Raw genomic sequence first — 20,930 nt, 5'->3', positions numbered from 1 at the left:
AGAGAAATGTCGAACACGAAAGTCGCAGCAGGCGCGCTTTTGGCAGCCTTGGCGTGGAGCCAGGTGGCCTGGGCCGCACCGCCGGAGCCCTATAATGTGACGGACGAGCTGGTTGCCGCGGCAACCAAGGAGGGCTCGGTCGTCTACTACACCTCCACCGACGTGCAGGTTGCCGAGAAACTGGGCTCCGCCTTCGAGGCGCATTATCCGGGCATCAAGGTCCAGGTGGAGAGGGCCGGTTCCGAGCGCGTCTTTCAGCGCATAGGGCAGGAATATTCGAGCGGCATCCACAATGCCGATGTCATCGAGACCTCCGACGCATCCCACTTCCTCACATTCAAGGATCAGAACTGGCTGACGCCGGCCGTTCCCGAGGACGTGGCCAAGATGTGGCCGGAAAAGGATCGTGACCCCGACGGGCTCTATGCGGCTTTCCGCGCCACGCTGACCGTCATCGCCTACCGGACCGACTTGGTGAAGGAAGAGGACGCACCAAAGACCTGGACCGATCTGCTCGATCCCAAATACAAGGACAAGCTGGTCAAGTCGCATCCTGGCTACAGCGGCAACGTGATGACCGCGACCTATGCCCTCAGCCAGCTTCTCGGTTGGGACTATTTCGAGAAACTGGGCAAGCAGGGCGTCATGCAGGTCCAGTCCTCGACGGAGCCGCCGAAGGTCCTTGCCCAGGGCGAGCGCCCGATCCAGGCTGATGGCAATGAGTACAACGTGTTCATCCTCCAGGACAAAGGCTTGCCGATCAAGGCGGTCTATCCGGCGGAAGGAACCTCCATCGCCTACGGCAACGCCGCCATCCTGGCTTACGCTCCTCATCCAAACGCAGCCAAGCTTTTCTATTCCTTCATGTTCTCGCAGGAAGCCCAGCAATTGAACGACGATTTCGGTGGTCTGCGTTCGGTTCGGCCGGACGTGAAGGAAAAGTCCAACCGCACGCCGCTTTCCCAGATCAAGCTGCTTGAGTCCGACCCGGCGAACGTTCGCGACGCCATCGAAGAGATCAAGCAGAAATACGAAGAGTATTTTGGCACGTGAGTAGCGGTTCGCCGTCAAGTTGGACCGGTGGCAGAATGAAATGATTTTGCGATGTCGTCGTGGGCGACATCGCAAGATCCCGGGTCGGGCCGGGGGTGTTCTGCCGAAATCAGATCAAGCTCAGAGGTGACCAGGTGACCATCGCTGCATTGTCCCCCGATTCCGCCACAAGGCGGCGCCTCGGCAGGTTCGATTTGTCGACACCTCTTTTCGTGCTGCTGGCCGGCATCCTGTGCGTGCTGGTGCTGCTGCCATTGTTCTGGCTGGGCTACTACAGCATCACCAACAAGGCGGGTTCCCTGACCCTGGCGAATTTCGCCCGCCTCTTTACCGACGCCACAATTCGCAGGGCGTTCCTCATCGCACTTGGCATGGCCGGCTGCGTCGGCCTGTTCTCGTGTCTCGTCGCCACGCCGCTGGCCTGGCTTGTCGCGCGCACCGACATGCCGGGGCAGCGCCTTGTCCGCAGTCTGGTGACGGCATCATTCGTGACGCCGCCCTTCCTGGGCGCCATTGCCTGGGCAATGCTGGCCGCGCCGAACAGCGGTATTCTCAACAATATCTACCGCTGGGCCTTCGGTCTCGACCAGTCGCAAAGCCTGTTCGATATCTACACCTTCACCGGGCTGGTCTTCGCGGTCACCTGCTATTCGTTTCCCTTCGTCTTCACGCTGGTGGCCAACGCCTTCGACAAGGTGCCGTCCGACCTGGAGGAAGCATCGGCGATCCTCGGCGGCAAGCCCGGCACGACATTGCGGCGGGTGACGCTGCCCATGGTGCTGCCTGCCATGCTGGCCGGGTCCCTGGTGGCCATCGTCCAGGCCTTCACCATGTTCGGCTCGCCGGCGATCCTGGCGCTGCCGGCCGGCTTCCACGTCATCACCACCAAGATCTGGAGCTATTTCCAGTTTCCGCCGCGGCTCGATCTCGCCGCGGCCAGTGCCGTGCCCCTGCTCGTGGTGACCATGCTCCTGCTCTGGGGGCAGAGATGGCTGCTCGGGCGCCGCGGCTATACCGTGCTCGGCGGCAAGAGCGGCACGCCGCGGCGCGTGAAGCTGGGCAACTGGAAATGGCTGGCCGGCGCATATGTGTTGTTCATCCTGTGCGTGACGGTCCTGTTTCCCTATCTGGCCCTGCTCAAAGTGGCTCTGACGCACAATATTTCCGAGCCGCTGAGCTGGAGTTCGTTGACGCTCCATAATTTCCATTTCGTGCTCTTCGAATTTTCCAGCACGCGGCTGGCCATCTGGAACACCTTGATCCTTGGTTTGTCGACGGCAACGATCGCGACCGGCATCGCGCTTGTGGTGTCGTATCTGGTCGCCCGCCGCGCCGCACCGGGCGCGGCATTTCTGGGCGTGCTGGCAACCGCGCCGATAGCCATTCCGGGCATCGTGCTCGGCGTCGGGCTTTTCCTCGCCTATGCCAACCCGACCTTTGGCCTCTACGGCACCTTGTGGATCCTGCTGATCGCCTTCCTGACGATCGAGCTTCCGGCCGGTTATCAGCAATTGTCATCGGCATTCCATGGCGTCCATCCGGAACTGGAGGAAGCCAGCCGCATTCTCGGCGCCACCCGCCTGAAGACCTTGTGGCAGATCACGGCGCCGTTGCTGCGCACCAGCCTGATCGCGGCCTGGTGCTTCGTCTTCATCGGCACCATCCGGGAATTGTCGGCGACCGTGCTTCTGACGACGGCGCAGACCAAGCTGGTCTCAGTCATCATATACGACCTCAACGAGAGCGGCGACTACGGAGCGATTGCGGTGCTCGGCATCTTGCTGCTGGTGGTTTCGTTCACCGTTGTTTTTATTGCGAACAAGGTCCCGGTTCTCGGCGGAGCGCCTCCCAGGAGCGGTGGCTGAGGTGGATGCGGTCTTGATTCCACAGCAATTGTCCGCGTTTCGCTTGACAAGAGGAAGTATGTCTCAGTCATGGTCCTGCTTGGATGCCGTCGGCATCAATTGGACGAAGGAGATCAAACCGTGGATGATGCCCAGGCAAAGTGTTCGCGGCCAGCGAGGCCGGATCAGGCAAATCGTGTCGTCCGCGGGGCATTGAACGGAATTCGGGCTCATGGCTAACGAAACCGAAAACATGTCGGGATTTTCGCCCATCGACTTTTTGCGCACGCGCTCGCTCGCCAATGTCGTGCAGCACGAAATAGAGCGAATGATCGTCGAGGGAGAATTCACGCCCAACGAACGGATCAACGAAAACGCGCTGGCCCAGCAGCTCAAGGTCAGTCGGGGGCCGATCCGGGAAGCTTGCAGCGCGCTTGCGGCTCTGGGGCTGATCCAGGTGATCCCCAACCGGGGCTTCTTCGTGCGCGAGCTCAGCGAAGATGAAGCCCGCGATGTGTCGGAAGCACGCGCCTGCATCTTCGCCTGCATGACCATGAGCGTCGCGGAGAAGATTACCGATCCCGAAATTGCCAAATTGCGCGCGCTCGTCGACCGCATGGACGAACTGGCGAAGATCGGCGAGGTGAGCCAGTATTATCCGGTCAATCTGGAGTTCCATTCGGAACTGGCGAGGATGTGCGGCAACGGCCGCCTGGCGCAGATCTATCTCGGCCTTGCACGGGAACTCCACATCCAGCGCTACCGGGCACTGGCGAGTGGCGACGTGCTCGACATATCCAATCGCGAGCACCGGGCCATCGTGGAAGCCGTTGCCGCACGTGATCCGCAGCGGGCCTTCGCGGCCGGGCGCGAGCACATCGTCAACGGCACCTCGCGCACGCGCCGGGCAACCGTGGCTTTGCGACACGCTTCGGACTGACCCCGAGAGACGTTCCTTGGACAAAGGGGAAGTCGCGGCTGAAGCGCCGGAATGCGCCGATTATGGCCTGAGCTCGTCATTTCCGTCCCACAGATCCAGTCCGGACGGCCCTCATTTTGTCGACAAAAAATTGTTGACAGTTTACCAAAACTGCTTTCTTAGTCCTGCTCGCAACCTTGGCAAGCAAGGGCCCGCGCGAGCGGGTTCTTGGTTCGAGGCACGGTCGACAAAGAGGATTTTCAATGCACGACATGGCACAGGCAGGTCTCACGAAATACGTGGCGGAGTTCGTCGCAGCAGCCACTCCGCAGGATCTGCCGGATGACGTCATCGCTCTCGGCAAGAAGTCGATACTGGACGGCATCGGGCTTGCTCTTTCGGGCTCCGTCGCGCAAAGCGGCGACCTCGTCCGCCGCCATCTCGACGAACTCGGGCTGATGCCTGGCGCCGCGACGGTGATCGGCGCGGGCCGCAAGGTTGCGCCGCGTTTTGCCGCATTTGCGAATGGCGTCGGCATCCACGCCGATGATTATGACGACACCCAGTTGGCCGTCGCTTCCGACCGCGTCTATGGCTTGCTGACGCATCCGACTGCGCCGGCATTGCCCGCGGCACTGGCCGTCGGCGAACTGGTGGGTGCCTCGGGCAGGGAGGTCATGTTGGCCTACCATCTCGGGGTCGAGGTCGAGTGCAAGATCGCCGAAGCGATCGCGCCTCGCCACTATCAGACAGGATTTCACGCGACGGCCACTTGCGGCACGTTCGCCGCCGCCTCGGCCGCGGCCTCGCTGCTTCGCTTCGATGCCAAGACCACGGCGCGCGCACTTTCGATCGCCGGCAGTCAGTCGGCCGGCCTGCGCGAGAATTTCGGCACGATGACCAAGCCGTTCCATGCAGGGCGCGCATCGGAAAGCGGCGTCGCCGCCGCGCAGTTCGCCGCCCATGGATGGACTGCCACCGACAAGATTCTGGAGGCCCCGCGCGGCTTCTTCCAGGCCGCCGGCGGCGGTTACGACGAGAACGCCATCCGTGGACGCCTCGGCGCGCCGTGGACGTTCGCCGACCCCGGCATCTCGATCAAGCCGCATCCCTCGGGGTCCTTGACCCATCCCGGCATGACCGAGATGGCGCGCCTTATCCGTGAGAATGATATCAAGTCCGCTGACGTGAAGCGCGTGCGGGTCGGCACCAACTCGAACATGCCGAATGCCCTGATCCATCACAATCCGCATGATGAACTCCAGGCCAAGTTCTCGATGGAGTTCTGCATGGCCATCCTGCTGCTCGACGGCAAGGCCGGACTTGGCGAGTTCACCGACGCAACGACGCAGCGGGCCGATGTCAAAGCCATGATCGACAAAGTGGATTTCGTAATCGATGAAAAGGCCGAGAAGGCCGGCTATCACAAGATGACGACGATCATCGATGTCACGCTCAATGACGGCCGTGTCATTCACGGCGAAGCCGACTTCGGAAAGGGCAGTCCGGCCAACCCGATGAGCTACGAGGAGGTTGCCGACAAGTTCAGGGACAATGCGGCTCATGCCCGCCTTGGCCGTTCGGCGGCGGACGAGGTCGTCGCGCTGGTGCGCGACCTGGAGCGGCAGCCCTCGCTGGAGCGGCTGATGAGCCTCGTCGCCAAGGCCGGCTGACAGATCTCCAAGGGGCCGCGACGGCAGAGCCGCGGCCGGCAATTCAGAAAGGTCGGCCGATGGCCCATCTCACGATCGGTATCCTCAATGGCGACGACATCGGACACGAAATCGTGCCTGCCGCCGTGCGCATCGCCAGGGCCGCCGCCGCGCGCAGCGGCCTTGACATCGACTGGCGCCCGATGCCGATCGGCCGCGCGGCGCTCGACACGCACGGATCGACCATGCCCGACGGCACGCTCGAGACGCTTTCGACATTGGACGGCTTCATACTCGGGCCGATCGGACATCGGGCCTATCCAAAGGTGACCGGCGCCATCAACCCGCACCCGATCCTGCGCAAGCATTTCGGCCTTTTTGCCAATGTGCGGCCGACGCGCTCCTTTCCCGGTCTCGGCGCGCTGTTCGACGACGTCGATCTCGTCATCGTGCGGGAAAACAACGAGGGCTTTCAGCCTGATCGCAATGTCGTTGCCGGTTCCGGAGAATTCCGGCCGACCCACGACACGACCATTTCGGTTCGCGTCATCACCCGCGCCGGCAGCTACCGTGTCGCCAAGGCGGCGCTCGAACTTGCCAGAACCAGGCGCAAGAAGTTGACGATCGTTCACAAGGACACCGTGTTCAAGCTCGGCTGCGGCATGTTCGTGGAGGAGTGCTATCGGGCCGCCGAGCAATTCCCCGATGTCGCTGTCGACGAGGTGATCGTGGATACCTTCGCCATGCGGCTGTTGCGGGATCCACAGACATTCGATGTCGTCGTCACCACCAACATGTTCGGCGACATCCTCAGCGACGAGGCCGCCGGCCTCGTCGGCGGCCTCGGCATGGCGCCCGGCCTGTGTATCGGCGAAGGCGATATAGCCATGGCGCAGGCGGCGCACGGGTCCGCGCCCGATATCGCCGGCAAGGGCGTCGTCAATCCCTATGCGATGATCGAATCCACCCGCATGCTGCTGCAATGGCTTGGCCACAACCGCGGCGTTCCCGAGGCGCTTCGCGCGGCTTCCATGATGGCGGGGGCCACTGTTGCGGCGCTCGCGCGGCCCGAGACGCGGACCGGCGACATACGCGGAACCACCAACACCGAGGGAATGACCAGCGCCATCGTCGCTGCCATCGAGAAGGAAACTGAAAATGTCCTCGCATAGGATCGCTGTCATCGGTGGTGACGGTATCGGGCCGGAGGTCGTCGAAGCCGGCGTGAAGGTGCTGGAAGCCCTGACCGCTGTCGAGCCGGGTCTGGCCTTCGACTTCAAGCGCTTCGACTGGGGCTCCGACTATTACCACCGCAACGGCCGCATGATGCCGCAGGACGGCCTCGGGCAATTGGAGGGTTTCGACGCGATCTATTTCGGCGCGGTCGGCGATCCGAACCTTCCCGACGACGTCACGCTCTGGGGCCTGCGCCTGGCCATCTGCCAGGGGTTCGACCAGTATGCCAATGTACGGCCCACGCGCCTCTTGCCCGGGCTGACGGGCCCGTTGCGGCCCGATCTCGGCAAGCAGATAGACTGGGTGATCGTGCGCGAAAACAGTGAAGGCGAATATGCCGGCGTCGGTGGTCGCGCCCATCGCGGACTGCCCATCGAGGTCGGCATGGATGTCGCCGTCTTTACCCGCGCCGGGATAGAACGCATCGCCCGTTTCGCCTGCGAGCTTGCGCTGTCGCGCCCCCGCAAGCTTCTGACCGTCGTCACCAAATCGAATGCGCAGCGCCATGGCATGGTGCTGTGGGACGAAGTCGTGCGCGGCGTGCTTCGCGACTACCCCGGTCTCAGCGTCGACTGGATGCTGGTGGACGCCATGACCCAGCGCATGGTCAACAAACCCGGCAGCATCGACACGGTTTTGGCGACCAACCTGCATGCCGATATCCTCTCCGACCTGGCCGCCGCGCTGGGCGGATCACTCGGCATCGGCTCGACGTCGAACATCGATCCCTCGCGCAGCCGGCCGTCCATGTTCGAACCCATCCATGGTTCGGCCTTCGACATTACCGGCAAGGGCGTCGCCAATCCGCTCGGATCGTTCTGGACGGCGAGCCTGATGCTCGAGCATCTCGGCGAGCAGGCCGCGGCGCGGCGCCTCATGGTTGCCATCGAAATTGTCACGGACCGGGCGGAGTATCTCAGCCCGGATCTCGGCGGCACCGCGAGCACCGCCGAAGTTACCGCCGCGGTGATTGCGGCCCTTCGCGCCAATTAGCGCTGCACGGGCAGGCAAGCCCGTCGTCGAGAGCGGTTGGCCTCAGGGAGTTCGCGCGCCTTCGGCATCCGTTCCCCGATATTTCACATGCTCGATGAACGCGCGCAGCTTGGGCAGGACCTGGCGTCTGTCGGGATAATACAGAAAAACTCCCGGCGTTGTGACGGCAAAGGGCGTGAGCAACGCTTGTAACCGGCCGTCGGCAATCGGGGCCTCGGTGAGAGGGCCGGGCACCTGTGCAAGTCCCACTCCTTGGATCGCGGCGCCAAGCAGTGTCGGGTAGTCATGCGCGACCAGCGGCCCGGAGACGATTGCCTCGACCGTCTTGTTGCCGTCGATGAATGGCCAGGGCGCGATCGATCCGTTGGAGCGGCGCATGCGCAGGCAGGCATGGCCGCGCAGATCGTCGATCCGCTCCGGCCGCTTCTGGCGGCGCAGATAGTCGGGGCTGCCGACGACCACGAGCGGGAACGGCGGCGTCAGCCGAACCGCGACCATGTCGGCGGCGATGAACTGGCCGAGCCGGATGCCGGCGTCGAACCCGTCGGCCGCCAGGTCGACCAACTCACCGCTTGCGGCGATCTCCACCTCTACTTCGGGATAGGCCTGGCAAAAGGATGCCACCAACGGCTCCAGCAGGATCGGCACCACGGCGCGCGGCACAGAGAGGCGCAACAGCCCGGTCGGCCGCTGCCCAAGCTCACGTGCGACTTCGCTTGCGGCGACCAGTTCCTCGAAAGCCGGCTTTGCGCGCGAAAGGAACCGTTCCCCGGCTTCGGTCAGGCCGACGCTGCGCGTCGTGCGCATGAAGAGCGCCGCGCCGACGCGCGCCTCGAGCGCGCGCACCGCCTGGCTGATCGCCGATGGCGTGACGCCGAGCTCCGCGGCCGCTTTTCGGAAGCTGCGGTGCTGCGCGACGCCGAGGAACGCCTCCACCCCGTCGAGCGCACCTTTCCGGACCGTGAAGTTCTGCTTCATGCCCCATCAACATTATCGCGAATAGTCGACCGCTGGAAGCGGGCGTAGATTGCACCTTGCAAATCAGGAGGCGCACCGATGTCGAGCCGCAGGATACTGGACAACGATCTTGAGAGACCCCTTGCCGACGCGCTTGATGGCGTGCGCGACCACTACCGCGCGACGGGCCTGACCGAACGGCTTAAGGCGGCGCTCGCCGCCTTCGGGCCGGAGGATCAGCGGCTGATGCCCCGGCAACTGGCCGCTCTCGACCAGTTTCACACCCGGGGACTTGCCGCGACTGCCGAGCTTGCCAGCTTGACCGGGATCACGGCCGACATGTCGGTTCTGGATGTCGGCTCCGGCGTCGGCGGGCCGGCGCGTTTTCTTGCCGCGACCTATGGCTGCCGGGTTACGGGTGTTGACCTCAGCGAGCCGTTCGTGGCCGCAGCGCGCTATCTGACGGAACGCACTGGGCAGAGCGAACAGGTGTCGTTCCAGATTGGAAGCGCATTGCAGCTTCCACTTGACGACGGCCGTTTCGATGTCGTGCTGCTGCAGCATGTGGCCATGAACATCGCCGACCGGGCGCGGCTCTATCGCGAGATCCGTCGGGTGCTGAAACCGGGCGGCAGGTTCGCGACCTTCGACGTCGTGTCGAACGGCGGCGAGCCGCATTATCCCGTCCCCTGGGCGCGGCTGCCCGCAACCAGCTTTCTCCTGACGGCTGCGGCGACCCGCAGCGCAATTGAAACGGCCGGTTTTCGCCCGCTGGCCTGGCAGGACGACACCGAAGCCGCCAAGGCCTGGATCGCCCAACTGCGCGCGTCGGGGCCGCCGCCGTCGCCGAACCTTGGCGTGGTCATGGGGCCGGACATGTCGGAGCTGGCGGCCAACCTCGGACGGAATCTCATGGAAGGCCGGCTCGGCATTCTGACGGCCGTGTTCGAGGCCGCGTGAATCAGCATCTCTTGGGAGGCCATATGTCGCCTGCAAACATTTTCCTGCTACACCTCGCTCTAGGCTACGTCCCTTGGCTGCTCTGCGTCGGCGTGTATATCTTGCCCCGGCTCAGATCCTTGAACGGGGTCGAGGCGCAACGCGCTATCGCCACGCTGCACAGCTTCCGCTTCTTCGGGCTTGTCTTCATCATTCCAGGCGTCATCGGGCCCAATTTGCCGGCTGACTTCGCCGTCTTCGCCGCCTATGGCGACTTCGCAACCGGCGTGTTGGCCATGCTGGCGCTTCTGACGATAAGGATACGTCCGCTGTTCTGGTTGTTCGTCGTCGCGTTCAACCTCGTGGGGACGATCGATATCGCTGTCGACTACTATCACGGCAGCCAGGCCGGTCTTCCTGAGCTGGCGGGGGAGTTAGGCGCCACATACGCGATCCCCGTAATCTATGTCCCACTGCTGATGATCACGCACGCCGTCGCGTTCTACCTGATGCTGCGCCCCCAGCTCCAGGCAACTCGAGTCTTCGCCGGCGACGCGGCCGCATCTCCGTGACGCAGCAAGTGCCGGTGTACCGGCGCGCCGCACGGCGAAGAGGGTTTCGCCCGTATTCGATTAATAGGTCGTGCGCCCGCCCGACAGGTCGAAGGTCGAGGCCGTGGTGAAGCTGTTTTCCTTTGAGACGAGCCAGGCGACCATGGCGGCGGCCTCGTCGACCTCCAGCAGACGGCCGCGTGGGATGCGCGAGCGCATGTATTCGATGTGCTCGGGCGTGAGCTGTTCGAGGATTCGGGTCTGCGCGGTGGCCGGCGAGATGCAGTTGACCGCAATGTCATACTGAGCGAGCTCCTTGCCGAGCGACTTGGTCATGCCGATGACCGCCGCCTTCGAAGCGGAATAGGCGGCGGCGTTGGGATTGCCCTCCTTGCCGGCGACGGAAGCGATGTTGACGATCCGCCCGTAATTGCGCGACTTCATCCCGGGCACCACGGCGCGGTTGACATAGAAAGTGCCGTTAACGTTGATGTCGATGATCTTCTTCCACGTCTCTATGTCGTAGCTGTCGAGCGGGGCGGCGGGACCGGCAATGCCGGCGGAATTGACCAGGATGGAGATTTTGCCGGCGCTCTCCTCGGTTTTTGCCCGCGCGGCGTCCACCGTCTCCCAATCCGCAATGTCGACGACCAGGGTCGTGGCGGCTTTGCCAAGGTCGCGCTTGGCCGTTTCGAGGCGCGCCTCGTCGACGTCCCACAAGGTGACCGTCGCGCCGGAGGCGACGAAGCGTTTGGCCATCGCGAAGCCGAGGCCTTGCGCGCCTCCGGTGACCACGGCGTGTTGGCCGTCAAGATCGATCCTGTTCATGCCGAGCGTTCTTTCTGGTTGAGAGAATTGAGGTTGCCTGTTGCGGGCGGGCGATGTCGCTACATGGTAGCGCCGAGGTTCCAGGGCACGAACTCATTATCGCCGTAGCCCAGCGATTCCGATTTGGTACGCCCGCCCGAAGCTACGCGCAGGAGCTCTGCGAAGATCTCCTGGCCTTTGTCGTCCAGCGTGACGCCGTCGAGGATGTCCCCGCAATTGATGTCCATGTCTTCGCGCATCTGCTCGAAAATGAAAGAATTGGAGGCAAGCTTGATCGAGGGTGTCGGCTTGCAGCCGAAGGCCGAACCGCGCCCGGTGGTGAAGCATAATATGTTCGCGCCGCCGGCAACCTGGCCGGTGGCCGAAACCGGATCGTAGCCTGGCGTGTCCATGAAGACGAGGCCGCGTTCGTTGATCGGTTCGGCATATTCCAGCACCGCGCGCAGATTGGTCGTCCCGCCCTTGGCGGACGCGCCGAGCGACTTCTCCAGGATCGTCGTCAACCCGCCGAGCTTGTTGCCGGGAGACGGGTTGTTGTTCATTTCCATGTCGTGCTTGGCGGTGTAGTCCTCCCACCAGCGGATGCGCTCGACCAGCTTCTCGCCGACCGCGCGGCTCTCCGCACGCATGGTCAGCAGATGTTCGGCGCCGTAGATCTCCGGCGTCTCGGACAGCACCGCCGTGCCGCCTTGCGCGACAAGCAGGTCCACCGCGGCGCCAAGCGCCGGATTGGCGCTGATGCCGGAATAACCGTCCGACCCGCCGCATTGCAGCGCGAGCACGAGTTCGGATGCCGGCTGCGGCGTCCTTTGCGCGGCGTTGACCGTGGGCAGCATATCGAGGATCGCCTTCACCCCGGCCTCGACCGTCTTGCGTGTGCCGCCGGTCTCCTGGATGGTCATCGTGCGGAAGGTCGTGCTCTCCTCGATATTATAGGACTGCATCCAGCGCGGAATCTGGAACGCTTCGCAGCCAAGCCCGACCATCAGCACGCCGCCGACATTGGGATTCGTGGCAAAACCCCACTGCGTGCGCTTCAGGAGGTCGTAAGCGGGGCCCTTGGTGTCGATGCCGCAGCCGGTGCCATGGACGAGTGAGATCACGCCGTCGACATTGGGATAGTCGCGCAGGATACCGCGGCGGTTGATCTCTTCCACGATGAAGCGGGCGACGCTGGCCGAACAATTCACCGAAGTCAGGACAGCGATGAAGTTGCGCGTCCCGATTTTACCGCTCGGCCTGCGGTAACCCATGAAGGTCGCGCGCTCGGCGTCAGGGACGACAGGCGTTTGCCTGGCGTTGGTGCCGAACAGATAGTCGCGTTCGAAGTTGCGCAGATACACATTGTGCTCGTGAACCCAATCGCCGGCGGCGATCGGCCCGAGGGCGAATCCGATGGTCTGTCCATATTTCACGACCGGCTCGTCCGGAGCGATGTCGCATATCGCCATCTTGTGTCCGCGCGGTATGCGCGCCTTGGCGGGCACGTCGCCTGCCTTGTCGCCGATCTTCAACGGATCGACCGCCAGAAGGATGTTGTCGGCATGCGAAAGCTGGATGAACCGCGCCATTACAAACTCTGAAAAAGCCCCCGCCGGCACAATGCCGCCGAATGGATCGGAATACTAATATAATAGAATGTCAACGGTCAAGCTGCGAACACGGCTCACCGGGCCTCGGCAAACCGGCCGGATGGCAGGTCACAGGCCGACGCTGAATGGACCTGGAACCTGCGCTGCCCGTCTCAGCGCGCAGTCGAGGTCGTCAGTCGAGAAGCTCGGCGGCGACTTCGAGCGTGTTGCGAAATGACGTCTCGAGGTGATGCTCCATCGCCTGTGCGGCGCCCTCGGCGTCGTGACGCTTCAGCGCGTCCAGAATGGCCTCGTGCTGCTCGATCGTCTGCTCGCCATAGCCGGGCTTCGGAATGGCGAGATAGCGGCCGCGGTCCATCTGCGCCTTGGAGATGTCGACGGCGCGCCAGATCATCGGCAAGCCGCATATCTCGGCGATGGTGCGGTGAAAGACATCGTCGAGCTGAATTGCTGTGGCGTACCTGCCGCGCGCTATGGCGAGCTTATGCGCGGCCATATTGTCTTCCAGCAATTCACTGGCAGCCGGCGTCAGCTTGGCGGCGGCGCGCCTGGCGCTCTCCATCTCCAATGCACGCCGGATGACATAGGCTTCCTCGAGGTCGGCCCGGCTGATGGGAGCAACGTAGGTGCCGGTCTGCGCCAGGATCTTGACGAGCCCTTCGTCGCTGATGCGCTTGACCGCTTCGCGCACCGGCGTGCGCGAGACGCCCAGCGCTTCGGCGATGGCGACCTCGTTGATGACCTCACCCGGTTTCAGCCGTCCGACGACTATCATGTTGCGGATCTTGTTGTAGATCTGGTCGCGCAGCGGGAGGGCTCGATTGAGGGTCGAAGGATCTAGATCCATGGAAAATCCCATCGTTCGTCCACCTGAAATGGCAAAATTATTCGAATGTCAACGGAATGCACCTGTATGCGACGCGGGGCTCGTTGCGATCCGACGCCAGTGACGGAGCGGTCAGATCCAGCTTGCCAGAACTATTATATTAGTGCAATAGTGCCGCCCGTTGCGTGATTTCAGTCTATGATGAAGTGCCTGGTGCGGATGCGCTGAAGGGGGCCTTCGGGCCGGCTCGAGGTGGGCCGAACCGTGCCTGGAAGTTCCATTATACTAACATAACGCTACCGGCCGCATGCTACCAGGGAGGACCAAGCCTAGATGAGTGCCGCCGTTTGTGCCCTGGACATGAGAGGCATCTCCAAGACCTTTCCCGGCGTGAAGGCCCTGTCGAACGTCAATTTCGCCGTCCGGTTCGGCACCGTCCATGCCGTCGTCGGCGAGAATGGCGCCGGCAAGTCGACGCTGATGAAGGTGCTCAACGGATCCTATGCTCCGACCGCCGGCACAATCCTCGTCGGCGGCGCCGAAGTGCGCATGCGGCGTCCCGCCGACGCCCAGGTGCTCGGCATCCGCATGGTGCATCAGGAGATCAATCTTATTCCCGACCTGACCGTCGCGGAGAACGTTTATCTCGGCCGCATGCCCGGCAGATGCAGCTGGCTGCGCAAGGGCGAAATGGTCAGGAAGGCCGCCGCCGTCCTCGACGAGCTGGGCGCGGCCATCAACCCGCGCGAGCGGCTCGGCGACCTGTCGATCAGCCAGCAGCAACTGGTCGAGATCGCCAAGGCCTATGCGGCGCAGCCCAGGATCGTCGTGCTGGACGAGCCGACGTCGAGCCTGAGCGAGCACGAAACCGCGGCGCTGTTCCGGATCCTTCGCAAGATGCGCGATGACGGCATCGCCATCGTCTACATCAGCCATAGGCTGAAGGAGGTTCTTGAGATCGCCGACGAGGTGACCGTGCTGCGCGACGGCTCAATGATCGAGACCCGTCCGATAGACGGCATAACCGCGGCCGAAATGATCAGGCTGATGGTTGGCCGCGAGGTCAGCAACGTGTTCCCGAAAAGCCCAGCCGCGATCGGCAAGTCCGTGCTGCGTGTCGAACGCATCGGCGACGGGGCGCATTTCCGCGATGTCAGCTTCGATGTGCGCGCTGGCGAGATACTGGGCTTGACCGGACTGGTCGGGGCGGGCCGCACCGAGGTAGCGCGCGCCATCTTCGGCCTGTCGCGGCTGGTGGAGGGAACGGTCAGCGTCAACGGGCGCAAGGTCGCCATCAACTCTCCTTCCGAAGCGGTGCGAGCCGGGATCGCCTACGTCCCCGAGGACCGCAAGGGCGACGGCATCGTTCCGGGCATGTCGGTCCGCGAGAACATCAGCCTGCCGATATTGCGGCGTCTGACCAGCTTCGGCCGCATCAGGCGCATCGCCGACCGCTCGCTGGCGGCGACCTATGTGAAGCAGTTTTCCATTTCGCCGCCCGACGGGGAGCGGCGCATCAACCTGTTGTCGGGGGGCAACCAGCAGAAGGCGGTTATCGCCAAATGGCTCGCGGCCAAGCCCTCCGTACTTATTCTCGACGAGCCGACGCGCGGCGTCGACGTCGGCGCCAAGGCCGAGATCCACAGCATCATCGGCCGGCTCGTGGCCGACGGCATGGCGGTGGCGATGATCTCGTCGGAACTGCCCGAAATCCTCGGCGTCTGCGATCGCGTCGTGGTGATGCGCGACGGCCGTGCATCGGAGCCGCTCGCCCGCGCCGAACTGAGCGAGGAGCGCATCATGGCGCTGGCGACGGGGGAGGAGGCGGCATGACCGACGCGGCCATGGAGACCAGCGCGGCGACCCGCAATGACCGCTTCACGCGTGGCAGCAGGCTTGCCGATGTCCTGTCCAAGGCGGGGCTTGGCTTTGCCATCCTTGCAGTGATGCTCTACGGCTCGTTCGTCAGCTCCGCCTTCTTCACCACAGGCAATCTGCTCAACGTCCTGACGTCGATGTCCATTGTCGGCATCGTCGTCGTCGGCATGACTTTCGTGCTCGTGGCCGGCGGCTTGGCCGACCTGTCGGTGCCGGCCGCCATCGCCTGCGGGGCCATCCTTTCGCTCGGGCTGCAGCCAATGATCGGGCCGGTTCCTGCCTTCGTCCTGGCGGTGGCGCTTGCGGGCCTTATCGGCCTGCTCAACGGCGTGCTGGTCGGCTATGTCGGTATCAATCCCATCATCGCCACGCTCGGCATCGGCACCATCGGGCTGGGCATCGTGCAGGCGGCCGTCGGCGGCGTCATCGTCTATGGCAACAATCCCGCTTCGGCCGAATTCGCCAAGGGCCGGCTCTTTGGCGTCCCGGTCGTGGTGTTGATTTTCCTGCTGATCGCTCTCATAGGGCATTTCGTCCTCTCGCGCTCTTTCTGGGGCAGGTGGACGCTCGCCACGGGCGGCAATTACCGCGCCGCCGAGGCGAGCGCGGTGCCGGTGGAGGCGGTGAAGGCCGGTGCGTTCGTGATCACGGCGTTGGCTTCGGGCGTCAGCGGCGGCCTGCTGGGCCTGACCTTGCAAAGCGCGCGGCCGCTGATCGGCGCCGGCTACGAGTTCAGCGCAATCACCGCGGTCGTGGTCGGCGGCGTGTCGATCATCGGCGGTTTCGGCTCGGTGCCGAGGGCGATCGCGGGCCTGATCTTCGTGCAGCTTTTGACCAACGTCATGGTGCTCGACGGCGTGCGCACGCCGATCCAGGGTTTTGTCCTCGGCATCCTCATCGTCGGCGCCGTCGGCATGGATGTGGCATTGCGCAAGCGGGGGGTGGCGTGATGCGCTTCCTGGCGCTTGCCTCGCGGCACAGGGTGGTGATCATCCTTGGCCTGACGCTGATTATTTCCGCCCTGGTGGTTCCGGGTTATTTCTCCGCATCGACCTTCGGACTCGGCCTCGACCGGGCGGCGACGATCGGCCTGATCGCCATTGGACTTACGGTGCTTCTGGTCGCCGGCCAGATCGACCTCTCCGGCGGCGCGGTGTTCGCGCTGGCGGGAATCATGTCGGTAATCCTGCAGCGCGAGATCGGCATCCTGCCCGCCGGACTTGTCGGTATCCTGGTCGGCATGCTGGCAGGCGCCATCAACGGCGCGCTGGTCGTCGGGCTGAAGGTGAACTCGCTGGTGCTGACGCTGGCGACGATGCTGATCTTCCGCTCGCTTGCGCATTGGATCACCGACAGCCAGCCGGTGACCGGCACCGACATCATGCTTTCGCTGGCGTTTGCCAAGATCCATCTCGAAATCTTCACCATCCGCAGTGCGCTGTTCATCGTTCTGATCGTGCTGCTGCATGTCTGGCTGACGCGTACCATACCGGGCCGAAATGTCTTTGCGGTGGGGTCCAATCCGGCGGCAGCCAAGGAGAGCGGCATCGCCTCCGATCGCATCGTTTTTCTGGGCTTCGTCTTCGCCGGCACGCTCGCCGGTCTCGCAGGCGTTCTCCAGAGCCTCGTCACCAACACCGGTTCGCCCGTCTTCGGCTCGGAACTGACGGTCGGCGTCATTGCCGCGGTCGTGGTCGGCGGAACCCGCCTCGAAGGCGGCAAGGGATCCGCGCTCGGCACGCTTGGCGGCGTGCTGACGATCGGCTCGCTGACCATCGCGATGGAGTTCCAATCCGTTCCCGCATACGTCCAGCAGGTCGTGTCGGGGCTTATCCTGATCCTGCTCGTCGTGCTCGATCGGGCCGTGACTACAAAGGGGAGGGCGCCGGGCACAGGCCCCGCGCTCATTCGCGACAATCCAATCACTCAAGGAGGAAATACATGATCGGGAGGAAACCTATGGTTGGCAGGAAAAGCATGCTCCACATCACCGCCATGGCGGCGATACTGGCCTCGACGGGCTGGGCCGGTGCAAAGACGGTCTGCTACGTCACGGCAGCGGATTCGCATGCCTATGCGACGCCGGCCAACAAGGCGCTCCAGGCGCGCGCCGGCGAGCTCGGCATCGAGATCCTGAGCCTCAGCCAGGATTTCGATGTCCAGAAGGGCACCGAGCAGCTCAACACCTGCGTTGCGCGCAAAGTTGACGGCATCATCCTGTGGCCGCTCGACCCGCAGGCCTACATACCGGGCCTTGCCCGCGCGCAGCAGGCGAACATTCCCGCGATCCTCATCAACTCGCCGATGAGCGACGATGCCAAGCCGTTCATCAAGTCGTTCACCGGGCCCGACGTCTACGAGGAAGGCAAGCTTGCGGCCGACTCGCTCGGCAAGGCGCTGGGTGGCAAGGGTTCCGTCGTCATCATCGCCGGCCAGGCTGGCAACGGCACAACGATCGGCCGTGTGACGGGCTTCACCGACCGTCTCAAGGAAACCAATGCCGACATCAAGGTGCTCGACACGGTCAATGCCGATTTCGACCAGCAGAAGGCGCTGGTGATCAGCCGCGACCTGATCACCCGTTTCGGCGACCAGATCAGCGGCGTCTACGCCAACGACGACACCATGGCGCGCGGCTTCATCGACGCCTGGAAGGAGGCCAATCCGTCCAAGGCGGCACCGCCGATCGTCGGCATCAACGGCCAGAAGGATGCGTTCGAATCGATCCGCACCAACGAAATGTACTCCACCATCGTGCAGTCACCGGTCGAGGACGGCCGCCTGGCCATCAACACCATGGCGGAGATCATGGACGGCAAGGAGGTCAAGGACCGTTTGCCGATCCCGCTGACGGTCGTCACCAAGGACAATGTCAACGCGGTCGAGCCGGCGTTCTGATCCCCTGGGGCCGGCTCGGCAGAACCGGGCCGGCTCCTTCATCTTCTGGAACGGACGATCCGGCTGCGCTGCCCGTTACAGGAAGGCCTGCCAGCCAAGGCTGCCCGGCACAGTTGGAACTTCCGTTTGCGCCCCGGATTATCCATCCGGGAGAACGCCAATGCCTTCTACGGCCATCCGCAGCACACAGTACCATCCCGCCACCAAGGTGCTTTCGGTCTGGTTCGTGCCGAGCGGAAATCGCTATGACTACGAAGACGTGGAGCCCGAGACCTACGCTGCCTTCAAAGCCGCCTCTTCCAAGGGGCGCTTCTTCAATGAATTCATACGGGATCGCTACAGGTTTCGTCTGGTCGAACGCGCCCCTGAACGCTGACGCACGCCAGCAACAAAGCGCGGGGTCGCGGGACTGTTCGTCGGTCACGAATTCGTGCTGACAGGCATACGCCGAACAAGATCAGCAACTTAATTGCCGGATATTCGTTTCATGATGTCCTCGAGGCCATGAAATGTCTCAAGTTTACGATCTTGCATCCGGTCTGGTGCGGCGGATCTACGAAAAGCGCATCGACGCGCCGGCGATCCTCGATGCCGCCAGCGAATTTCCAAACGCCACCAAGTTCACGGCCGCCTGGCAGGCCATTCGCGACGAAGCGCTTGCCGTGGGCAAGGCGCCCCGCTTCCACGACATCATGCCTGAACAGGCCGACATCTCGGCCAATGACGGTCGCGACTGGCGTATGTTCGTGCTGAAGGCCTACGATATCGCGGTTCCGCAAAACCTCGCGCGGATGCCTGTCCTCGACCGGCTGCTTGCGGAATGCCCTGAAGTGAAGTCGGCGGCGATCTCTTTCCTGGCTCCGGGCAAGCACATCCCCAGCCATCGCGGCCCTTTCAGGGGTATAATGAGGTTCCATCTCGGCCTTGTGATCCCTCGGCAGGCAGATGGCCGTCCGGCAACGGTCATGATGATCAATCATCAGGAGAGGCGGATCGCCGACGGCGAATGCCTGTTGTGGGACGACACGTTCCCTCACGAAGTGACGAACAACGCCGACAAGCCTCGTGTGGCCCTGCTTTTGGATATCTGGCGTCCACGAATGCCGCCCGACATGGAAATCCTGTCACGGCTGATCGTCCACGGCGTGCAGGCAGGCATGCGCCGCAGGGGCGTGTCCTTTTCTGCGTGAAGGGAGCCGCGGGCCACGGGGCTCGCCGAGCGCCTTGGCGCGTCAGTTGCGTGGGCCCGCCACCATCCGTGCGATCCGTGTCATGTCCGTGCTCATTTCGCGGTCATCGTCAAGCGGGCTGACAAGGGAGCGCACGGCGGCGAAGGTGCGCTGCGGTCCCTCGCCCATGCTGTCGACGACACCGCGCAATTCCACCCCCGTAGCCGCAAAGATCAGTTCCATCGCAACGAGATAACGCAGGCGCTCGACGATCTCGGCGGTCTTGGCCACCACGCGCGGGGCCATCGACGACTGATCCTCGATGCCGTCCGAAACGGCAAGCGGGCTGAGCGACATCGGGTTGGCGAGGTGCCGGATCTCGACTTCCAGCGCGGCAAGCGGTTTCTGCAGCTCCGCATAGCCCTGGCGGCTCCCACCCCTGGCCGACAGGAAGCGCGGCAGCTCCGCCGTTATCGGCGACATCAGCTTCATGCAACGGTTGGCGGTGCCGACCGCGCAATGCGCAAGCGCCTGGCCGAGCTGTTCCCAGGCCAGCGTCATCGCCGTCAGGTCGAAGTTGCCGTTCGAGATGACCCGCTCGATCTCCGGCAGGATAACCGGGTTGTCGCCTGAGTGGGCCAGTTCGATCTCCGTCGCCAGCTTCGCCTGTTCGAACGCATACAGCAGGCCGCCCCACACCTGCGGCACGCAGCGGTAGCTGAGCGGGTCCTGGAGACGCCGCGCGGCGTTGTCCTCCCACAAGCCGCTTCCCGCCAGTTCCACCCGCAGACGCGTGCCGATCTCGCGCTGGCCGAATGCCGGGCGGGCTGACAGCGCCTCCTCGCTGATTGCGCTGACGGATGAGCGGAATGCCTCATAATTGAGGGCCACGGCCGCCAGAGACCAGTCGATGAGATGGTCGACGTCTTCCAGGCACAGACATGCCGTTCCGGTCGAAAGGCTGTTCGCGACGATGATGGCGTGGCCGTCCTTTTCGCGCAGGTTGAGTGGTTCGAGCCCGGCGAGGGCCAGCGCCTCGGCGGACGGCATGATCTTGCCCTGGAACTCCGCTTCGCCGTCGCCGCGCAGTGCCCTCGCCATATGCCCGAGAGCGGCAAGGTCCGCCGCCCCGATCGATCCCCAACTGGGGATCACCGGATGAACCCCGGCGTTGAGCGCCGCCACGAGGCCCATGACTACACGTTCGGAGGTGCCGGTGCCGCCGGCCGCCATGCCTGAAATCCTTGCGGCCATAAGCGCCCGCACGGCCTCCGTCGGAAGGGCGGGGCCGATGCCCATACTATGGCTGAGCGGTACGCTGTGCTGGAACGCGATTAGATCGGCCTGCGCAAGCGGAGTATCCACGCACGCACCGAGACCGGTGGTGACGCCATACATGGGCTTGCCAAGTTCCGTGAGATGCTCGATGAGCGCACGGCTCTCGCGGATGCGGCGCATCGCCTGACCGCCCAACTCAAGGCGGGCGTTGCGCCGTGCGACCTCGGCCACATCAGCCGCACTGAGCGGCTTGCCGTCAAGCACTACCATTCTGAGTGTCATATCCTGCCCCCATGATCGCTGCCGCCAATGCCGCG

General features: G+C 63.7%; 19 protein-coding genes. 14 read left to right on the top strand and 5 right to left on the bottom strand.

Annotated elements, in window-relative coordinates; all coding sequences use genetic code 11:
* Positions 1-6: 6 nt before the first annotated feature.
* The 6 genes from LB566_RS05440 to LB566_RS05415 all read left to right on the top strand — a co-directional run bounded on the left by LB566_RS05440 (position 7) and on the right by LB566_RS05415 (position 7,697).
* Positions 7-1,053 (top strand): ABC transporter substrate-binding protein, encoded by a 1,047-nt coding sequence (locus LB566_RS05440; protein ID WP_224623591.1) that lies wholly within the window; start codon positions 7-9, stop codon positions 1,051-1,053.
* A 194-nt stretch (positions 1,054-1,247) separates the two neighbouring features.
* The gene (locus LB566_RS05435; protein WP_224556918.1) at positions 1,248-2,918 is read left to right on the top strand and encodes an ABC transporter permease; all 1,671 of its coding nucleotides are present in this window, start codon (positions 1,248-1,250) and stop codon (positions 2,916-2,918) included.
* A 211-nt stretch (positions 2,919-3,129) separates the two neighbouring features.
* The gene (locus LB566_RS05430) at positions 3,130-3,837 is read left to right on the top strand and encodes an FCD domain-containing protein (RefSeq protein ID WP_140551287.1); all 708 of its coding nucleotides are present in this window, start codon (positions 3,130-3,132) and stop codon (positions 3,835-3,837) included.
* Between the two features lie 242 nt (positions 3,838-4,079).
* Entirely contained in the window at positions 4,080-5,489 is a 1,410-nt protein-coding gene (locus tag LB566_RS05425) for an MmgE/PrpD family protein (RefSeq protein ID WP_224623590.1), read from the top strand.
* A 59-nt stretch (positions 5,490-5,548) separates the two neighbouring features.
* Positions 5,549-6,640, top strand: a complete 1,092-nt coding sequence (locus LB566_RS05420) for an isocitrate/isopropylmalate dehydrogenase family protein (RefSeq protein ID WP_140551285.1) — start codon at positions 5,549-5,551, stop codon at positions 6,638-6,640.
* Positions 6,627-7,697, top strand: coding sequence for a tartrate dehydrogenase (locus LB566_RS05415; protein ID WP_224623589.1), 1,071 nt, complete (start codon positions 6,627-6,629; stop codon positions 7,695-7,697). Before LB566_RS05420 ends, LB566_RS05415 begins: the two co-directional genes overlap by 14 nt.
* Before the next feature lie 42 nt (positions 7,698-7,739).
* On the opposite strand, the gene LB566_RS05410 is transcribed toward LB566_RS05415, so the two are convergent.
* Positions 7,740-8,675 (bottom strand): LysR family transcriptional regulator, encoded by a 936-nt coding sequence (locus tag LB566_RS05410; RefSeq protein WP_224623588.1) that lies wholly within the window; start codon positions 8,673-8,675, stop codon positions 7,740-7,742.
* A 78-nt stretch (positions 8,676-8,753) separates the two neighbouring features.
* Here LB566_RS05410 and LB566_RS05405 point away from each other — a divergent pair, with 78 nt between their 5' ends.
* Both LB566_RS05405 and LB566_RS05400 read left to right on the top strand, forming a co-directional pair.
* Positions 8,754-9,614 (top strand): class I SAM-dependent methyltransferase, encoded by an 861-nt coding sequence (locus tag LB566_RS05405; RefSeq protein ID WP_224623587.1) that lies wholly within the window; start codon positions 8,754-8,756, stop codon positions 9,612-9,614.
* 23 nt (positions 9,615-9,637) lie between these two features.
* Positions 9,638-10,165, top strand: coding sequence for a hypothetical protein (locus LB566_RS05400; RefSeq protein ID WP_224623586.1), 528 nt, complete (start codon positions 9,638-9,640; stop codon positions 10,163-10,165).
* 60 nt (positions 10,166-10,225) lie between these two features.
* Here the strand turns inward: LB566_RS05400 and LB566_RS05395 are convergent, their stop codons facing one another.
* The 3 genes from LB566_RS05395 to LB566_RS05385 form a co-directional block, all read right to left on the bottom strand.
* Positions 10,226-10,972, bottom strand: coding sequence for an SDR family NAD(P)-dependent oxidoreductase (locus LB566_RS05395; protein ID WP_224623585.1), 747 nt, complete (start codon positions 10,970-10,972; stop codon positions 10,226-10,228).
* Positions 10,973-11,031: 59 nt separating this feature from the next.
* On the bottom strand, positions 11,032-12,543 hold the full coding sequence (locus LB566_RS05390) for a UxaA family hydrolase (protein WP_224623584.1): 1,512 nt from the start codon (positions 12,541-12,543) through the stop codon (positions 11,032-11,034).
* Positions 12,544-12,736: 193 nt separating this feature from the next.
* On the bottom strand, positions 12,737-13,411 hold the full coding sequence (locus tag LB566_RS05385) for a GntR family transcriptional regulator (protein ID WP_140551278.1): 675 nt from the start codon (positions 13,409-13,411) through the stop codon (positions 12,737-12,739).
* Positions 13,412-13,723: 312 nt separating this feature from the next.
* Here LB566_RS05385 and LB566_RS05380 point away from each other — a divergent pair, with 312 nt between their 5' ends.
* The 6 genes from LB566_RS05380 to LB566_RS05355 all read left to right on the top strand — a co-directional run bounded on the left by LB566_RS05380 (position 13,724) and on the right by LB566_RS05355 (position 19,356).
* Positions 13,724-15,223 (top strand): sugar ABC transporter ATP-binding protein, encoded by a 1,500-nt coding sequence (locus LB566_RS05380; protein WP_224623583.1) that lies wholly within the window; start codon positions 13,724-13,726, stop codon positions 15,221-15,223.
* Positions 15,220-16,218, top strand: coding sequence for an ABC transporter permease (locus LB566_RS05375; protein WP_224623582.1), 999 nt, complete (start codon positions 15,220-15,222; stop codon positions 16,216-16,218). Before LB566_RS05380 ends, LB566_RS05375 begins: the two co-directional genes overlap by 4 nt.
* Positions 16,218-17,213: an ABC transporter permease gene (locus tag LB566_RS05370; protein ID WP_224623643.1), complete on the top strand. Its 996-nt coding sequence runs from the start codon at positions 16,218-16,220 to the stop codon at positions 17,211-17,213. The genes LB566_RS05375 and LB566_RS05370 overlap by 1 nt, the downstream gene beginning before the upstream one ends.
* A 32-nt stretch (positions 17,214-17,245) precedes the next feature.
* Positions 17,246-18,166 carry a sugar ABC transporter substrate-binding protein gene (locus LB566_RS05365; RefSeq protein ID WP_224623581.1) on the top strand — a complete coding sequence of 307 codons (921 nt, stop codon included), beginning with the start codon at positions 17,246-17,248 and terminating at the stop codon, positions 18,164-18,166.
* Between the two features lie 160 nt (positions 18,167-18,326).
* On the top strand, positions 18,327-18,542 hold the full coding sequence (locus LB566_RS05360) for a KTSC domain-containing protein (RefSeq protein WP_224623580.1): 216 nt from the start codon (positions 18,327-18,329) through the stop codon (positions 18,540-18,542).
* A 133-nt stretch (positions 18,543-18,675) separates the two neighbouring features.
* Positions 18,676-19,356 carry an aspartyl/asparaginyl beta-hydroxylase domain-containing protein gene (locus tag LB566_RS05355; protein ID WP_224623579.1) on the top strand — a complete coding sequence of 227 codons (681 nt, stop codon included), beginning with the start codon at positions 18,676-18,678 and terminating at the stop codon, positions 19,354-19,356.
* A 42-nt stretch (positions 19,357-19,398) separates the two neighbouring features.
* Here LB566_RS05355 and hutH read toward each other — a convergent pair whose 3' ends face one another.
* A complete protein-coding gene (gene hutH / locus LB566_RS05350) occupies positions 19,399-20,895 on the bottom strand; it encodes a histidine ammonia-lyase (RefSeq protein ID WP_224623578.1) in 1,497 nt (498 codons plus the stop codon).
* Positions 20,896-20,930 lie beyond the last annotated feature (35 nt).

The sequence above is a fragment of the Mesorhizobium sp. CA13 genome (assembly GCF_020165235.1).
In the GTDB taxonomy this organism is placed as follows: Bacteria; Pseudomonadota; Alphaproteobacteria; order Rhizobiales; family Rhizobiaceae; genus Mesorhizobium.
The sequence above is the reverse complement of the archived record's forward strand: the minus strand, read 5'-3'. Positions and strand labels throughout refer to the sequence as shown.

Coding starts and splice junctions, on each gene's coding strand:
- LB566_RS05425 (WP_224623590.1), top strand. CDS start 4,080: ATGCACGACATGGCACAGGCAGGTCTCACGAAATACGTGGCGGAGTTC.
- LB566_RS05355 (WP_224623579.1), top strand. CDS start 18,676: ATGTCTCAAGTTTACGATCTTGCATCCGGTCTGGTGCGGCGGATCTAC.
- LB566_RS05385 (WP_140551278.1), bottom strand. CDS start 13,411: ATGGATCTAGATCCTTCGACCCTCAATCGAGCCCTCCCGCTGCGCGAC.
- LB566_RS05380 (WP_224623583.1), top strand. CDS start 13,724: ATGAGTGCCGCCGTTTGTGCCCTGGACATGAGAGGCATCTCCAAGACC.
- hutH (WP_224623578.1), bottom strand. CDS start 20,895: ATGACACTCAGAATGGTAGTGCTTGACGGCAAGCCGCTCAGTGCGGCT.
- LB566_RS05395 (WP_224623585.1), bottom strand. CDS start 10,972: ATGAACAGGATCGATCTTGACGGCCAACACGCCGTGGTCACCGGAGGC.
- LB566_RS05400 (WP_224623586.1), top strand. CDS start 9,638: ATGTCGCCTGCAAACATTTTCCTGCTACACCTCGCTCTAGGCTACGTC.
- LB566_RS05440 (WP_224623591.1), top strand. CDS start 7: ATGTCGAACACGAAAGTCGCAGCAGGCGCGCTTTTGGCAGCCTTGGCG.
- LB566_RS05365 (WP_224623581.1), top strand. CDS start 17,246: ATGCTCCACATCACCGCCATGGCGGCGATACTGGCCTCGACGGGCTGG.
- LB566_RS05420 (WP_140551285.1), top strand. CDS start 5,549: ATGGCCCATCTCACGATCGGTATCCTCAATGGCGACGACATCGGACAC.
- LB566_RS05375 (WP_224623582.1), top strand. CDS start 15,220: ATGACCGACGCGGCCATGGAGACCAGCGCGGCGACCCGCAATGACCGC.
- LB566_RS05430 (WP_140551287.1), top strand. CDS start 3,130: ATGGCTAACGAAACCGAAAACATGTCGGGATTTTCGCCCATCGACTTT.
- LB566_RS05370 (WP_224623643.1), top strand. CDS start 16,218: ATGCGCTTCCTGGCGCTTGCCTCGCGGCACAGGGTGGTGATCATCCTT.
- LB566_RS05360 (WP_224623580.1), top strand. CDS start 18,327: ATGCCTTCTACGGCCATCCGCAGCACACAGTACCATCCCGCCACCAAG.
- LB566_RS05415 (WP_224623589.1), top strand. CDS start 6,627: ATGTCCTCGCATAGGATCGCTGTCATCGGTGGTGACGGTATCGGGCCG.
- LB566_RS05405 (WP_224623587.1), top strand. CDS start 8,754: ATGTCGAGCCGCAGGATACTGGACAACGATCTTGAGAGACCCCTTGCC.
- LB566_RS05390 (WP_224623584.1), bottom strand. CDS start 12,543: ATGGCGCGGTTCATCCAGCTTTCGCATGCCGACAACATCCTTCTGGCG.
- LB566_RS05410 (WP_224623588.1), bottom strand. CDS start 8,675: ATGAAGCAGAACTTCACGGTCCGGAAAGGTGCGCTCGACGGGGTGGAG.